This is a genomic window from Enterobacter cloacae complex sp. P27C, from assembly GCF_014895705.1.
Lineage (GTDB): Bacteria > Pseudomonadota > Gammaproteobacteria > Enterobacterales > Enterobacteriaceae > Enterobacter > Enterobacter bugandensis.
This window is the reverse complement of the sequence record NZ_JADBQB010000005.1, coordinates 391,806-407,266: the sequence shown is the minus strand read 5'-3', so window position 1 is coordinate 407,266 and position 15,461 is coordinate 391,806. Positions and strand designations below refer to the sequence as shown.

Sequence of the window (15,461 nt, the reverse complement as noted above, 5' to 3'; positions counted from 1 at the left end):
TGAGATAAGGTTGAAGGTGTTAACTGCTTTTTTAAATTAGGTGAAATGAGTGGAATACCTTATTGATGATATCGATCGGCAAATTTTAGCCTGCCTGGTTGAGGATGCGCGCATGTCGTTGAAGGTGCTCAGCGGCCGTATCGGCCTGACCTCACCCAGCACGGCAGAGCGTCTGAAGCGGCTGGAAGAGCGCGGTGTGATTCAGGGCTATGGCGCACGGGTGAATCTCGCGGCGCTGGGGTATACGCTGCAGGCGCTGGTACGCGTGCGGCCTTTGCCGGGGCTGTTGCATAAGGTGGATAAATACATACAGGCGATGCCGGAGTGTATTGAGAGCGACAAGGTGACCGGGGAAGACTGCTTTGTGATTAGGCTAGTGGTGCGATCAATAGAACAACTGGATGCGCTGCTGGACGGGCTGGCGGAGCATGCCCAATGTAATACGTCGATTGTGAAAAGTTCGCCGGTGAAGCGTCGTTTGCCGCCAATGTAGTCGTCTGTCGCCGGGTGGCGGCTGCGCCTCGCCCTTCGGGTCGTTGCCTGCGGCAACGCTTTCTCGCTGCGCTCGAATCGAACCTTAGTCGAAGCTTCTCATCCTTCCCCTTGCGGAAATACATGATGCACGATGCGAGCAGAATGTTAAGTGTCGTTTGGAAGTGATGGTGGTGGGGGAAGGATTCGAACCTTCGAAGTCGATGACGGCAGATTTACAGTCTGCTCCCTTTGGCCGCTCGGGAACCCCACCACGGGGTAATGCTTTTTTACTGGCCTGCTTCCTGCTGGAAGCGGGGCGCATCATATCAAATGAGACGCCCCTGTAAAGCATTCCTTTAGGGAAAAGAAGCTGTTTGCCTGCTTTTTATCCGTAAAGGCGCAAAGCTAATCAATTCATTTTCCGAAAGATTAAAGAATGATGGTTCTGTTACCGTAGACAAAGACACGCTGCGCCAGCACCTGATACAGGGCACGACTCAACACGTTCTTCTCAACGTCACGTCCGGCGCGCATCATATCTTCTGCGGTGTAGGTGTGATCCACGTGAATCACGTCCTGCATGATGATTGGACCTTCGTCCAGATTGTCATTCACGTAGTGCGCGGTTGCGCCGATGATCTTCACGCCGCGCTCGTACGCCTGGTGATAAGGCCGCGCGCCAATAAAGGCCGGCAGGAACGAGTGGTGAATGTTGATAATCTTGTTCGGGAAGCGGGCGACGAAGGAAGGCGTCAGCACGCGCATATATTTCGCCAGCACCACGTAGTCCGGGTTATGCGCTTCAATGGCAGCAGCCATCAGGTTGTCGTGCTCTTCACGGGTATGGCCTTCATGGCTCACCAGCTCAAACGGAATATCAAAACGCTCAACCAGCGTGCGCAGGGTTTCGTGGTTGCCAATAACAGCGGCAATTTCTACTTCCAGGCCGCCGTAATTGGCCTTCATCAACAGATCGCCCAGGCAGTGAGCTTCTTTCGTCACCAGAATCACAATGCGACGACGGCCCGCAGGATTCAGCTCACGCACGGAACCGTCCGGCAGCGCGCTGTCCAGATCGGCCAGCAGGGTGGTGTCGTTGAAAATGCCTTCCAGTTCGGTACGCATGAAGAAGCGACCGGTACGGTGGTCAACGAACTCGTTGTTCTGCACGATATTCAGTTCATGCTTGTAGCAAATATTGGTGATTCGTGCGATCAGCCCTTTTTGATCGGGACAGATAGTGCGCAGAACTTTACGTTGTAATGATTGCATCGCCGGGAAATCCTGTTTGTATTTGCGAAGTCTGGGTTGTCAGGCGTTACTGCCCGCAACACTTTTTGAATTTTTTTCCTGAACCACAAGGGCAGGTATCGTTACGACCAAACTGTGGGCGCGTACCGTCAATATAATACCACTGCCCGCTTTCCTTTAAGAACCGGGAACGCTCGATAATGGCGCCAGGCCTGGCGTTCTCGGTAAAACGGGCAACAAAGCTGACAAAGCCTTCGTCGTGGTGGCTACCGGGTGAAGATTCAAACACGGTAAGCCCAAGCCAGTGGGTGTTGGCGAACCCGGCTTCGATCTCCTGTCGGAAATCGGCGGCGTGGCAGGACGGGTGCCAGGTTTTTATCAGGTAGTCTGCGTCTTTGATCACAAAAGCAGTATACCGTGAACGCATGAGGTGTGACGGATCCGGTGCAACCTGATTGCCAGAAAGATATCGCTGGCAACATAGGCTATACTCCAGAGCGCTACCACAGGGGCAGAGTTGAGACACGATTCTCTTCCTGGAACAAAAAATAAGGGCGTAAAACGCCTCGGGTAGCACTATGTTAACTGAGCAGTTGCGTTGACGCTATGTCAGGAATCCAGGGGAAGTAAAACAGGGCTAATGAGAAAGGTTAAAATTGGACTGGCGCTGGGATCAGGTGCAGCCCGGGGATGGTCTCATATCGGCGTGATTAATGCCTTAAACAAGATGGGCGTTGACGTCGATATCGTAGCAGGATGTTCAATCGGATCGCTTGTCGGCTCCGCCTACGCGTGCGGCAAGCTTCCGGATCTCGAAACCTGGGTGCGCTCCTTCAGCTATTGGGACGTTCTGCGTCTGATGGATCTCTCCTGGCAGCGTGGTGGGCTGTTGCGCGGTGAACGCGTCTTTAACCAGTTCCGCCGGGTGATGCCTCTCGAAGACTTTACTGACTGCCGGATGCCTTTCGGCGCCGTCGCAACCAATCTCAGCACAGGCCGTGAACTCTGGCTGACCGAAGGGGATATTCACCTTGCGGTGCGTGCTTCATGCAGTATTCCTGGGCTTATGGCGCCCGTGCCCCATAACGGTTACTGGCTTGTCGATGGTGGCGTCGTGAACCCGGTTCCCATCTCTCTGACGCGCGCCATGGGGGCGGATATCGTCATCGCCGTTGATTTGCAGCACGACGCTCATCTAATGCAGCAAGACCTTATGCCGGTCAATCTGCAGAGCGAAGATGCCGACATCGAAAAGCTTGCCTGGCATGAACGCCTGCGCGGAAGAATTGGTCGCCTGGCCGCACGACGCTCGGTTGCCGCACCGACGGCCATGGAGATCATGACCACCTCAATTCAGGTTCTTGAGAATCGCCTTAAACGTAACCGTATGGCTGGCGATCCTCCGGATATTCTTATTCAGCCTTACTGTCCGCAAATCTCTACCCTTGATTTCCATCGGGCTGAGGCCGCCATCGCAGCGGGCTCGCTAGCCGTCGAAAAGAAAATAGACGAGTTGCTGCCGTTTGTGCGAACAGCACGTTAAGCACCTTTTTTTGACTACTTCAGCAAAATCTGACAGGCGATAGTGCCGATAGCATGCCACTATTTAGTAACTGTCAGCCAGGGGAGGAACCATGACGCAGCCATTGGCCGGAAAACACATTTTGATTGTTGAAGACGAGCCCGTTTTCCGATCGCTACTGGATTCGTGGTTATCCTCGCTGGGAGCAAACACTTTACTGGCTGAAGATGGTGTCGACGCGCTGGAAAAAATGACCGGTATTACGCCCGATCTGATGATTTGCGACATCGCGATGCCGCGAATGAATGGGCTGAAACTGGTTGAACATCTGCGCAACGAGGGGGACCAGATGCCCATTCTGGTGATCTCCGCGACAGAAAATATGGCGGATATTGCCAAAGCATTACGTCTTGGCGTTCAGGATATTCTGCTGAAACCCGTCAAAGATCTGAACCGGTTACGTGAGACGGTATTAGCGTGCCTTTATCCAAATATGTTTAATTCCCGCGTTGAGGAAGAGGAACGCCTTTTTCAGGACTGGGACGCGCTGGTGAGTAATCCGCCAGCGGCGGCGAAATTGTTGCAAGAACTTCAGCCTCCCGTTCAGCAAACTATTTCCCACTGCCGCGTAAACTATCGCCAGCTGGTGGCGGCCGATCAGCCTGGGCTGGTGCTGGATATTGCACCTCTGTCTGATTCCGACCTCGCATTTTATTCTCTGGACGTAACCCGTGCAGGGGATAATGGCGTATTAGCTGCATTGTTACTTCGCGCGCTCTTTAATGGATTATTGCAGGAACAGTTATCACATCAGGGACAACGGCTCCCTGAGTTAGGCAGTTTACTCAAACAGGTAAACCAGCTTTTTCGTCAGGCCAATTTACCCGGACAGTTCCCGCTGCTGGTTGGTTATTACCATAGCGGTTTAAAGAATCTTATCCTCGTTTCTGCAGGTCTCAACGCGTCACTGAATACCGGGGAACACCATATTCAGGTGAGTAACGGGGTGCCGCTTGGAACACTGGGAACGGCGTATCTAAATCAAATTAGCCATCGCTGTTCTTCCTGGCAGTGCCAAATTTGGGGTGCCGGGGGAAGGCTTCGCTTAATGTTGTCCACGGAATAAGCAATTGGATCTTAATTTTAAGATTGCTTTACCTGTGTTTTCTCGGGAGTGCTACTATCGCTGCCCAGATTCATGCGTATTTGTCCTAATTCATCGGCAACGCGTTCTTTTCAGACCCGGACTGCGGGGCGAGGCTGATATACTCAACGCGTTATTTATTGCATAAAAGTTCAAAACTTGAACAGCTCAGGAGAATTTGAATGGCTGCCCTAAATTCGAAAGTCAGAAAGGCCGTCATCCCGGTAGCGGGATTGGGGACCAGGATGTTACCAGCAACTAAGGCGATTCCTAAAGAGATGCTGCCTCTGGTTGATAAGCCATTAATCCAGTATGTCGTTAATGAGTGTATCGCGGCCGGCATTACTGAAATTGTGCTGGTTACGCATTCATCTAAAAACTCTATCGAAAACCACTTCGATACAAGTTTTGAACTCGAAGCCATGCTGGAAAAACGCGTTAAGCGTCAGCTGTTAGAAGAAGTTCAGTCTATTTGCCCTCCGCACGTTACCATTATGCAGGTTCGTCAGGGGCTGGCTAAAGGTCTGGGCCACGCGGTTATGTGTGCACACCCGGTTGTGGGTGATGAGCCCGTCGCGGTTATTCTGCCTGACGTGATTCTGGATGAATACGAATCCGATCTCTCTCAGGACAACCTGGCTGAGATGATCCACCGCTTTGACGAAACGGGCTGCAGCCAGATTATGGTTGAGCCAGTTGAAGACGTGACCGCTTACGGTGTGGTTGACTGCAAGGGCGTGAACCTTGAGCCAGGCGAAAGCGTGCCAATGGTTGGTGTCGTAGAGAAGCCTAAAGCCGACGTAGCGCCGTCTAATCTGGCAGTGGTGGGTCGCTATGTCCTGAGTGCTGAAATCTGGCCTCTGCTGGCGAAAACGCCTCCAGGAGCAGGGGATGAAATCCAGCTGACGGATGCCATTGATATGCTGATCGAGAAAGAGACCGTTGAGGCTTACCACATGAAAGGTAAGAGCCATGACTGCGGTAATAAGCTCGGTTATATGCAGGCGTTCGTTGAATACGGCATTCGCCATAATACGCTGGGTGAAGAATTTAAAGGCTGGCTCAAAGAGAGTATGGGTATTAAGAAATAATCCAGGCGTAAATCTATGAAACCGGTGTGGCCCTGCCCACCGGTTTTTTTATGCCCATAAAACGCCATGATCAGCCTGTTTGTAAGCGAAACTAAATAGTCGAATAACGCTTTATGACGGAGTGTAAGAGGATGTTAGTGATAAATTGCGGGCAAAAAAAATCCCACCAGAGGCGGGATTTTTCTGAATTCGGCTTGATTAATCCTTGATCAGGAAGTCATCCAGCTGTTTACCTTGCTCATCCATAGCTTTCTTGATTACAGCAGGAGTACGGCCCTGGCCGGTCCAGGTTTTAGTTTCGCCGTTCTCATCAACATAGCTATATTTAGCAGGACGGGCAGCGCGTTTTGCTTTGGTACCGGTTTTTGCAGCAGCAATGCTGTTCAGCAATTCATTTGGATCGATACCATCAGCAATCAGCATTTCACGATATTGCTGCAGTTTACGCGTACGCTCTTCGATTTCAGCTGCAGCAGCGCTTTCTTCTTCGCGACGTTCATTAACTACAACTTCTAATTTTTCCAGCATTTCTTCGAGCGTTTCAAGGGTACATTCTCTTGCCTGCGCACGAAGAGTACGGATGTTGTTCAGAATTTTAAGTGCTTCGCTCATTGTAGTAATCTCAAACTTATAATGGGGGGTGGTTTGTTGACCTAATAATAGAGCCATAAATTCAGATGTGCAATAGCCAGGAATGTAAGGAATTCAAAAAATACTAAATAAAGCCGCTATTATTAATTACGCTAACTTAAATTTCCTCTTTGGCAGTCTCGCTTGTTATCACGATAACCTGCTTAACCCCGCCGCTTGCATCTTTTTTTTGTGACATTTGCCGCAGGAATTATAGTTTCGGCGGATAAATATCAGCCTTTTGTATTAGTTCCAGGCGACGGTGTTAAGGCAGGAATAGTTAATAAATAGTGAATTTTAATGAACGTAGATTCCACAATAAAAAGAAGTGTTATGTTTGGCTAATCATATAACTTGTTCACCAGCATGACCGTCATTACTCTCTGTTTTAGCGGATTATTTTTGCGAAAAGAGGGCGTTTTACACCTTTCAGCACGGCATCGTTTGTGCGGCGTGTCGCTGATGACCAGACAAAATATGGTACAATGAATCATCGGGAATATTACACATTGATTAGGGTTTTACGGCCAATGGCACAACTTTATTTCTACTATTCGGCAATGAATGCCGGGAAATCCACCGCACTGCTGCAATCCTCATACAATTACCAGGAACGAGGAATGCGTACCGTTGTTTATACCGCTGAAATCGACGATCGCTTCGGTGCAGGTAAGGTGAGTTCCAGAATAGGCCTCTCTTCGCCAGCCAGGCTGTTTAACCCGCAAACTGACCTGCTGGAGGATATCCGCGCTGCGCATGCGTCAGAGCCCATTCACTGCGTGCTGGTTGATGAGAGCCAGTTCCTGACACGTGAACAGGTGCACGCGCTCTCTGAAGTGGTTGATGAGCTCGATATCCCCGTTCTGTGCTACGGGCTGCGTACGGATTTCCGCGGGGAGTTGTTTGCCGGAAGCCAGTATTTGCTTGCCTGGTCAGATAAGCTGGTTGAACTGAAAACTATCTGTTTCTGCGGACGCAAGGCCAGCATGGTGCTTCGTCTCGACCAGGCTGGAAAACCTTATGCGGACGGTGAGCAGGTGGTGATTGGTGGCAATGAACGCTATGTGTCGGTCTGTCGTAAGCATTATAAGGAAGCGTTGTCCGTAGGCTCGCTGACGGCGATCCAGCACGACAACAGAAAATAATATCCGCCGTTATTCAGACATAAAAAAACCCGCCATACAGGCGGGTTTTTTTCATCAGACTGTCAGTTAAGCGCTTTTCTTCGCTTTCTTGTCAGCTTTAATAACCGGAGCTTCTGTTTTCACAGCAGCAACGTCACCTTCTTTGAACTCACGACCGTAGTAGGTATCCAGCAGAATCTGTTTCAGCTCGGAGATCAGTGGGTAGCGCGGGTTAGCACCAGTACACTGGTCATCGAAGGCATCTTCAGACAGCTTGTCTACGTGAGCGAGGAAGTCAGCTTCCTGAACGCCTGCTTCACGGATAGATTTAGGAATACCCAGTTCAGCTTTCAGGCTTTCCAGCCATGCCAGCAGTTTCTCAATCTTCGCAGCAGTACGGTCGCCCGGTGCGCTCAGACCAAGGTGGTCAGCGATTTCAGCATAACGACGGCGCGCTTGCGGACGGTCATACTGGCTGAACGCAGTCTGCTTGGTTGGGTTGTCGTTGGCGTTATAGCGGATAACGTTGCTGATCAACAGGGCGTTCGCCAGACCGTGAGGAATGTGGAACTGTGAACCCAGTTTGTGCGCCATAGAGTGGCAAACACCCAGGAAGGCGTTCGCAAACGCGATACCGGCGATGGTTGCTGCACTGTGGACACGTTCACGTGCTACAGGGTTTTTAGAACCTTCGTTGTAGGACGCTGGCAGGTTTTCTTTCAGCAGTTTCAGAGCCTGCAGAGCCTGACCGTCAGAGAACTCAGACGCCAGTACAGAAACGTAGGCTTCCAGCGCGTGAGTCACGGCATCCAGACCACCGAACGCACACAGAGACTTCGGCATTTCCATTACCAGGTTGGCATCAACGATAGCCATATCTGGCGTCAGCGCGTAGTCAGCCAGCGGGTATTTCTGACCTGTTGCGTCATCTGTTACTACCGCGAATGGCGTCACTTCTGAGCCGGTACCGGAAGTAGTGGTGACGGCGATCATTTTCGCTTTCACGCCCATTTTCGGGAACTTGTAGATACGTTTACGGATGTCCATAAAGCGCAGCGCCAGCTCTTCGAAGTGGGTTTCCGGATGTTCGTACATAACCCACATGATTTTCGCGGCGTCCATTGGGGAACCACCACCCAGTGCGATAATCACATCTGGTTTGAAGGAGTTCGCCAGTTCAGCACCCTTGCGTACAACGCTCAGGGTTGGGTCAGCTTCAACTTCGAAGAACACTTCAGTTTCGACGCCAGCCGCTTTCAGCACAGAGGTGATCTGGTCAGCGTAGCCGTTGTTGAACAGGAAACGGTCAGTCACGATGAGCGCACGTTTGTGGCCATCAGTAATCACTTCATCCAGCGCGATTGGCAGAGAGCCACGGCGGAAGTAGATAGATTTCGGAAGTTTGTGCCACAACATGTTTTCAGCTCGCTTAGCAACGGTTTTCTTGTTGATCAGGTGTTTTGGACCAACGTTTTCAGAGATGGAGTTACCACCCCAGGAACCACAACCCAGAGTCAGGGAAGGTGCGAGTTTGAAGTTATACAGGTCACCGATACCACCCTGAGAAGCAGGGGTGTTAATCAGGATACGGGCAGTTTTCATCATCTGACCGAAGTGGGCAACACGCTCTGGCTGGTTATCCTGGTCGGTGTACAGACATGAGGTATGACCGATACCGCCCATGGCAACCAGCTTCTCGGCTTTTTCTACCGCGTCTTCGAAATCTTTCGCACGGTACATAGCAAGCGTAGGAGACAGTTTTTCGTGAGCAAACGGCTCGCTTTCGTCAACAACTTTAACTTCACCGATCAGGATCTTGGTGGTCGCCGGAACGGTAAAGCCTGCGAGTTCAGCAATTTTATAGGCTGGCTGACCTACGATAGCAGCGTTCAGCGCGCCATTTTTCAGGATGATGTCCTGAACCGCTTTCAGCTCTTTGCCCTGCAGCAGGTAGCCGCCGTGGCTGGCGAAACGCTCGCGTACTGCGTCGTACACGGAATCAACAACAACTACAGACTGTTCAGATGCACAGATAACGCCGTTATCGAAGGTTTTAGACATCAGCACAGACGCAACAGCACGTTTGATGTCAGCGGTTTCATCGATAACAACGGGGGTGTTACCTGCGCCTACACCAATTGCTGGTTTACCGGAGCTGTATGCTGCTTTAACCATACCAGGACCACCGGTCGCCAGAATCAGGTTAATGTCCGGGTGATGCATCAGCGCGTTAGACAGTTCAACAGAAGGTTGGTCGATCCAGCCAATCAGATCTTTTGGTGCGCCCGCAGCAATTGCTGCCTGCAGAACGATGTCTGCTGCTTTATTTGTTGCGTCTTTCGCACGTGGATGTGGAGAGAAGATGATTGCGTTACGGGTCTTCAGGCTGATCAGCGATTTGAAGATAGCCGTTGAGGTAGGGTTAGTCGTTGGAACAATACCGCAAATGATGCCGATAGGTTCGGCGATGGTGATCGTCCCGAAGGTGTCGTCTTCAGACAGAACGCCACAGGTTTTCTCATCTTTATAGGCGTTGTAGATATACTCAGAAGCAAAGTGGTTTTTGATCACTTTATCTTCAACGATACCCATGCCAGATTCGGCAACGGCCATTTTAGCGAGAGGGATTCGAGCATCTGCAGCAGCCAGAGCGGCCGCGCGGAAGATTTTATCAACCTGTTCTTGGGTGAAATTGGCATATTCACGCTGGGCTTTTTTAACGCGCTCGACGAGGGCGTTCAGTTCAGCGATATTAGTAACAGCCATAATGCTCTCCTGATAATGTTTAAACTCTTTTAGTAAACCAGCGCTCGATACGTCAGACAGTATAGACAGTGCCAATACGACTTGCGTTACATAAAGTAAAACAAAGGGTTACTTTATGCTCCAGTACACTAATTTACTAAAAGAGCCTTACCTTAGCATCATCCCTTTTTGTCAGGTGACCTCCCTGGGGGCGTAATCAAGATTACTCACTTCTGAGTACGGAAATCATGATCTGCATCAATTTTCCACCAAGCTGATACCTTTCAGCAGGGTTATTTAATGGATATATTTCCACTGTTAATTAATTAAGTAACTATTGGAAGTGACGCTATCATTGTCTCAACATATGTTTAACATTCTGAAATGCTAACGTTTTGGCACAGATTTCTGGTGAAGTATGCTAATAAAAAGCGTATCTTCAGCGCGATTTTTCCTAACAATGTAACTGTCCCGGGCATGCGCAAAAGCGGAGCAAAACGTGATCCAAACGCTCTTTGATTTTCCAACGTATTTCAAATTTTTTATTGGTCTGTTTGCCCTGGTCAACCCGGTGGGGATCATTCCTGTCTTCATTAGTATGACCAGTTACCAGACGGCGGCGGCCCGGAACAAAACCAATCTTACCGCTAACCTGTCTGTGGCGATCATTTTGCTCACCTCGCTTTTCCTGGGTGATGCCATTCTCCAGCTCTTTGGCATCTCGATTGACTCCTTCCGCATTGCGGGCGGGATCCTGGTGGTGACCATTGCCATGTCCATGATCAGCGGTAAGCTGGGTGAGGATAAGCAGAACAAGCAGGAAAAGTCAGAAACCGCCATCCGCGAAAGTATCGGCGTGGTTCCGTTGGCATTGCCCCTCATGGCCGGGCCGGGTGCCATCAGTTCAACCATTGTCTGGGGCACGCGTTACCATAGCCTCATGCATTTGATTGGTTTTTCTGTCGCGATTGCCGTTTTCGCACTCTGTTGCTGGGGCGTATTCCGCATGGCGCCATGGCTGGTGCGCCTGCTGGGGCAGACCGGAATCAACGTTATTACGCGTATCATGGGGCTGCTGTTAATGGCACTCGGGATCGAATTCATTGTCACGGGTATTAAAAGCATTTTCCCCGGCTTGTTACATTGATATTTCATACGAAAGAACGGCGCTTCGGCGCCGTTTTTTTTGTATCAATATCAGCAAATCATATAAATAAAGTTGAAAAGCTTACCTGTCATAATAAATTCTACTAATAATGTTCATCTCATATATTTCATAGAGTTATGAATTCATCTCAAGCCTGCCTGCACAGAAAATCTTCGAACGCACTGTTATTTTACTCACACGATAGTCTTGGGCTTGCTGCGGGATAACCGAAATGATATTAGTAATTTCAACATTTCGTTAGATGAATGTGCTAAATAATAATCAATTGTTAAATTTTCGTACAAAACTACGCGATGATAATGCAGCGACGCGCCTGAAGAAAAAATCTTCCATATTAGTTTGAATTTAAAGTGTTTTTTAGGGTGCTCAACGTATGGAAGGGCTGGGCGGGACGATACGGCCTGGGCCGTAAAAGAGAATTGCTTAACAAATTTGCAAAATGTATTGGCGCGTGTTTACGCCATTTGATACTTTCCGGCCTACTATTTTGCAGCTTAAAACAAGTAGATGAGAATTATTTTCATATAATCCTCTTCTCAGATATCCAGCACAGGTCTCAAACAGGGGAGGCCTGGCAAGAATCGACGCAAGACGGCCATACGAGCGGTCAGTAATAAAAAAGTCGGTGATAGCAAGCAGTAAAAAAAGAACCTGACAGCAGCAAAAAAAACTCCTGCGCTGTACAGGCCCCAACAGGGGATTAGACAGCTGGCGAAAGCCAGTAATTATAATGAGTGGAGTACCAACACAATGTCCATCATCACAAAAAAAAATCTGGTAGCGGCGGGGATTTTAACTGCGCTAATCGCGGGAAACGCTGCAATGGCTGCGGACGTTCCTGCAGGTGTTCAACTGGCGGAAAAACAGACGCTGGTACGTAACAACGGTGCGGAAGTGCAGTCTCTCGATCCGCATAAAATTGAAGGCGTTCCTGAGTCAAACGTTAACCGCGACCTGTTTGAAGGTCTGCTGGTGACCGACGTTGACGGCCACCCGGCACCGGGTGTGGCAGAAAAGTGGGAAAACAAAGATTTCAAAGTCTGGACCTTCCATCTGCGTAAAGATGCCAAATGGTCCGACGGTACACCGGTTACCGCCGAAGATTTCGTGTATAGCTGGCAGCGCCTGGCGAATCCAAATACCGCCTCTCCGTATGCGAGCTATCTGCAGTATGGCCACATCGCCAATATCGATGACATCATCGCCGGTAAAAAGCCGGTCACCGACCTGGGCGTGAAGGCGATCGATGCTAATACCTTTGAAGTGACGTTGAGCGAACCTGTTCCGTACTTCTATAAGCTGCTGGTTCACCCATCCGTCTCGCCGGTTCCAAAATCCGCCGTGGAAAAATTTGGTGAAAAATGGACGCAGCCTGCCAATATCGTGACCAACGGCGCCTATAAGCTGAAAGACTGGGTGGTCAACGAACGTATGGTGCTGGAGCGTAACCCGCAGTACTGGGATAACGCGAAGACCGTGATTAATCAGGTCACCTACCTCCCAATCTCTTCCGAAGTGACCGACGTTAACCGCTACCGCAGCGGTGAAATCGACATGACCTATAACAACATGCCGATTGAACTGTTCCAGAAGCTGAAGAAAGAGATCCCGAAAGAAGTTCACGTCGATCCATATCTGTGCACCTATTATTACGAAATCAACAACCAGAAAGCACCGTTCACCGACGTGCGCGTTCGTACCGCGCTGAAGCTGGCACTGGATCGCGATATCATCGTGAACAAAGTGAAAAACCAGGGCGATCTGCCGGCGTACAGCTACACGCCTCCGTATACCGATGGGATGAAACTGGTTGAGCCTGAGTGGTTCAAATGGTCGCAGGAAAAACGTAACGAAGAAGCGAAAAAACTGCTGGCTGAAGCAGGATACACCGCAGACAAGCCGCTGACGTTCAACCTGCTGTATAACACATCAGATCTGCATAAAAAACTGGCGATTGCCGTCGCGTCTATCTGGAAGAAAAACCTGGGCGTGAACGTTAAGCTGGAAAACCAGGAGTGGAAAACCTTCCTCGATACGCGTCATCAGGGGACCTTCGACGTGGCGCGTGCGGGCTGGTGTGCGGACTATAACGAACCGACATCATTCCTGAACACCATGCTCAGCGACAGTTCAAACAACACGGCGCACTATAAGAGCCCGGCGTTTGACAAGATCATCGCTGAAACCCTGAAAGTGTCTGACGATGCGCAGCGCGCAGAGCTGTACGCGAAATCAGAAGAACAGCTCGATAAAGACTCTGCAATTGTACCGGTTTACTACTACGTTAACGCCCGTCTGGTGAAACCGTGGGTAGGGGGTTATACCGGTAAAGACCCGTTGGATAATATTTCCGTTAAGAATCTTTATATTATCAAGCATTAATGGCAATACGTGGGGCGAGCCTGGCTTGCCCCACTGTGTCTACTTTGTAACATTCATCAGGCACACGCCAGAAGGTACGGGCAATGTTGAAATTTATCCTGCGTCGCTGTTTAGAAGCGATACCAACGTTATTTATTCTAATTACGATTTCCTTCTTTATGATGCGTCTCGCGCCGGGAAGTCCATTTACCGGTGAACGTACGTTGCCGCCAGAAGTCATGGCCAACATCGAAGCGAAGTATCACTTAAACGATCCCATCACCACCCAATACTTCAATTATCTGAAGCAGCTGGCGCACGGTGATTTTGGACCGTCATTTAAATATAAAGACTATTCCGTTAACGATCTGGTGGCCTCCAGCTTCCCGGTCTCGGCAAAACTGGGTGCTGCAGCATTCATTTTGGCCGTCGTTCTCGGGGTCACCGCAGGCGTTATCGCCGCGCTCAGACAAAATACCAAATGGGATTATGCCGTAATGGGGGTGGCAATGACCGGGGTAGTCATACCCAGCTTCGTTGTCGCGCCATTGCTGGTGATGATATTTGCCATCACGCTGAAATGGCTGCCCGGGGGCGGCTGGAACGGCGGGGCATTGAAGTTCATGATTTTGCCGATGGTGGCATTATCGCTGGCGTACATCGCCAGTATCGCGCGTATTACCCGTGGTTCAATGATCGAAGTGCTGCACTCAAACTTCATCCGCACCGCGCGCGCGAAAGGGCTGCCGATGCGCCGGATCATCTTCCGCCACGCGCTCAAGCCGGCGCTGCTGCCTGTGCTCTCCTATATGGGACCGGCATTCGTCGGCATCATTACGGGTTCAATGGTTATCGAAACAATTTACGGCCTGCCGGGTATTGGTCAACTGTTCGTAAACGGGGCGCTTAACCGTGACTACTCGCTCGTTCTGAGCCTCACGATCCTCGTGGGCGCACTGACCATTCTCTTTAACGCCGTTGTCGATGTGCTGTATGCCGTTATCGACCCGAAAATTCGTTACTAACGCTGGAGCACGCCATGATGTTGAGTAAGAAAAACAGCGAGGCGCTGGAAAACTTCAGTGAAAAACTGGAAGTAGAAGGTCGTAGCCTCTGGCAGGACGCGCGCCGTCGCTTTATGCATAACCGTGCGGCGGTCGCCAGCCTGGTTGTGCTGGTGATCATCGCGCTGTTTGTCACCCTGGCGCCGATGCTGTCGCAATTTACCTATTTCGATACGGACTGGGGCATGATGTCCAGCGCGCCTGATATGGAGTCCGGCCACTATTTCGGTACCGATTCATCCGGCCGTGATTTGCTGGTGCGCGTGGCAATTGGTGGCCGTATTTCTCTGATGGTCGGTATCGCCGCCGCGCTGGTGGCGGTGATCGTGGGGACGCTTTACGGCGCGCTTTCCGGCTACCTTGGCGGCAAAGTAGACTCGGTGATGATGCGTCTCCTGGAAATCCTGAACTCCTTCCCGTTTATGTTCTTCGTGATTTTGCTGGTGACCTTCTTCGGCCAGAACATCCTGTTGATCTTCGTGGCCATCGGGATGGTTTCCTGGCTGGATATGGCGCGTATCGTGCGCGGCCAGACGCTGAGCCTCAAACGCAAAGAGTTTATCGAAGCGGCGCAGGTAGGGGGTGTATCAACCAGTAATATCGTGGTTCGTCATATCGTGCCTAACGTGCTGGGCGTGGTGGTGGTCTATGCCTCACTGCTGGTGCCAAGCATGATTCTGTTTGAATCCTTCCTCAGCTTCCTGGGGCTGGGCACGCAGGAGCCACTGAGCAGCTGGGGTGCACTGCTGAGCGACGGCGCAAACTCGATGGAAGTTTCACCGTGGCTGCTGCTTTATCCGGCGGGTTTCCTGGTCGTTACCCTGTTTTGTTTTAACTTTATCGGCGATGGCCTGCGTGATGCCCTCGACCCGAAAGACCGTTAAGGA

General features: G+C 50.5%; 13 protein-coding genes, 1 tRNA gene and 1 other RNA gene. 9 read left to right on the top strand and 6 right to left on the bottom strand.

Annotated features, from left to right (window positions below):
• The first annotated feature begins 49 nt into the window (after positions 1 to 49).
• Positions 50 to 493 (top strand): Lrp/AsnC family transcriptional regulator, encoded by a 444-nt coding sequence (locus IM291_RS13075; RefSeq protein ID WP_041909598.1) that lies wholly within the window; start codon positions 50 to 52, stop codon positions 491 to 493.
• Positions 494 to 498: 5 nt separating this feature from the next.
• Here IM291_RS13075 and IM291_RS13070 read toward each other — a convergent pair.
• From IM291_RS13070 to IM291_RS13055, 4 genes are all read right to left on the bottom strand, one after another.
• A non-coding RNA gene (locus tag IM291_RS13070) (RtT sRNA) lies at positions 499 to 616 on the bottom strand.
• Positions 617 to 660: 44 nt separating this feature from the next.
• A tRNA-Tyr gene (locus tag IM291_RS13065) sits at positions 661 to 745 on the bottom strand.
• A gap of 158 nt (positions 746 to 903) precedes the next feature.
• The gene (purU, locus tag IM291_RS13060) at positions 904 to 1,746 is read right to left on the bottom strand and encodes a formyltetrahydrofolate deformylase (RefSeq protein ID WP_192987047.1); all 843 of its coding nucleotides are present in this window, start codon (positions 1,744 to 1,746) and stop codon (positions 904 to 906) included.
• A 46-nt stretch (positions 1,747 to 1,792) separates the two neighbouring features.
• Positions 1,793 to 2,251, bottom strand: coding sequence for a YchJ family protein (locus tag IM291_RS13055; protein ID WP_041909602.1), 459 nt, complete (start codon positions 2,249 to 2,251; stop codon positions 1,793 to 1,795).
• Positions 2,252 to 2,365: 114 nt separating this feature from the next.
• On the opposite strand from IM291_RS13055, the gene rssA reads away from it, so the two are divergent.
• The 3 genes from rssA (at position 2,366) to galU (ending at position 5,482) form a co-directional block, all read left to right on the top strand.
• A complete protein-coding gene (gene rssA / locus IM291_RS13050) occupies positions 2,366 to 3,268 on the top strand; it encodes a patatin-like phospholipase RssA (protein WP_047368711.1) in 903 nt (300 codons plus the stop codon).
• Positions 3,269 to 3,359: 91 nt separating this feature from the next.
• Positions 3,360 to 4,373, top strand: a complete 1,014-nt coding sequence (rssB, locus tag IM291_RS13045; RefSeq protein WP_028013436.1) for a two-component system response regulator RssB — start codon at positions 3,360 to 3,362, stop codon at positions 4,371 to 4,373.
• 200 nt (positions 4,374 to 4,573) lie between these two features.
• Positions 4,574 to 5,482, top strand: coding sequence for a UTP--glucose-1-phosphate uridylyltransferase GalU (galU, locus tag IM291_RS13040; protein WP_028013435.1), 909 nt, complete (start codon positions 4,574 to 4,576; stop codon positions 5,480 to 5,482).
• Positions 5,483 to 5,680: 198 nt separating this feature from the next.
• On the opposite strand, the gene hns is transcribed toward galU, so the two are convergent.
• Complete coding sequence (hns, locus tag IM291_RS13035) at positions 5,681 to 6,094, bottom strand: histone-like nucleoid-structuring protein H-NS (RefSeq protein ID WP_028013434.1); 414 nt, start codon at positions 6,092 to 6,094, stop codon at positions 5,681 to 5,683.
• 548 nt (positions 6,095 to 6,642) lie between these two features.
• Here hns and tdk point away from each other — a divergent pair.
• Positions 6,643 to 7,257, top strand: a complete 615-nt coding sequence (gene tdk, locus IM291_RS13030; RefSeq protein WP_028013433.1) for a thymidine kinase — start codon at positions 6,643 to 6,645, stop codon at positions 7,255 to 7,257.
• A gap of 66 nt (positions 7,258 to 7,323) precedes the next feature.
• Here the strand turns inward: tdk and adhE are convergent, their stop codons facing one another.
• A complete protein-coding gene (adhE, locus tag IM291_RS13025) occupies positions 7,324 to 10,002 on the bottom strand; it encodes a bifunctional acetaldehyde-CoA/alcohol dehydrogenase (protein WP_028013432.1) in 2,679 nt (892 codons plus the stop codon).
• 478 nt (positions 10,003 to 10,480) lie between these two features.
• Here adhE and IM291_RS13020 point away from each other — a divergent pair, with 478 nt between their 5' ends.
• The 4 genes from IM291_RS13020 (at position 10,481) to oppC (ending at position 15,458) form a co-directional block, all read left to right on the top strand.
• The gene (locus IM291_RS13020) at positions 10,481 to 11,128 is read left to right on the top strand and encodes a YchE family NAAT transporter (protein WP_047368710.1); all 648 of its coding nucleotides are present in this window, start codon (positions 10,481 to 10,483) and stop codon (positions 11,126 to 11,128) included.
• Between the two features lie 771 nt (positions 11,129 to 11,899).
• The gene (oppA, locus tag IM291_RS13015) at positions 11,900 to 13,531 is read left to right on the top strand and encodes an oligopeptide ABC transporter substrate-binding protein OppA (protein ID WP_028013430.1); all 1,632 of its coding nucleotides are present in this window, start codon (positions 11,900 to 11,902) and stop codon (positions 13,529 to 13,531) included.
• An 83-nt stretch (positions 13,532 to 13,614) separates the two neighbouring features.
• Positions 13,615 to 14,535, top strand: coding sequence for an oligopeptide ABC transporter permease OppB (oppB, locus tag IM291_RS13010; protein ID WP_028013429.1), 921 nt, complete (start codon positions 13,615 to 13,617; stop codon positions 14,533 to 14,535).
• A gap of 14 nt (positions 14,536 to 14,549) precedes the next feature.
• Positions 14,550 to 15,458 (top strand): oligopeptide ABC transporter permease OppC, encoded by a 909-nt coding sequence (oppC, locus tag IM291_RS13005; protein WP_028013428.1) that lies wholly within the window; start codon positions 14,550 to 14,552, stop codon positions 15,456 to 15,458.
• The last annotated feature ends 3 nt before the right edge of the window (positions 15,459 to 15,461 follow it).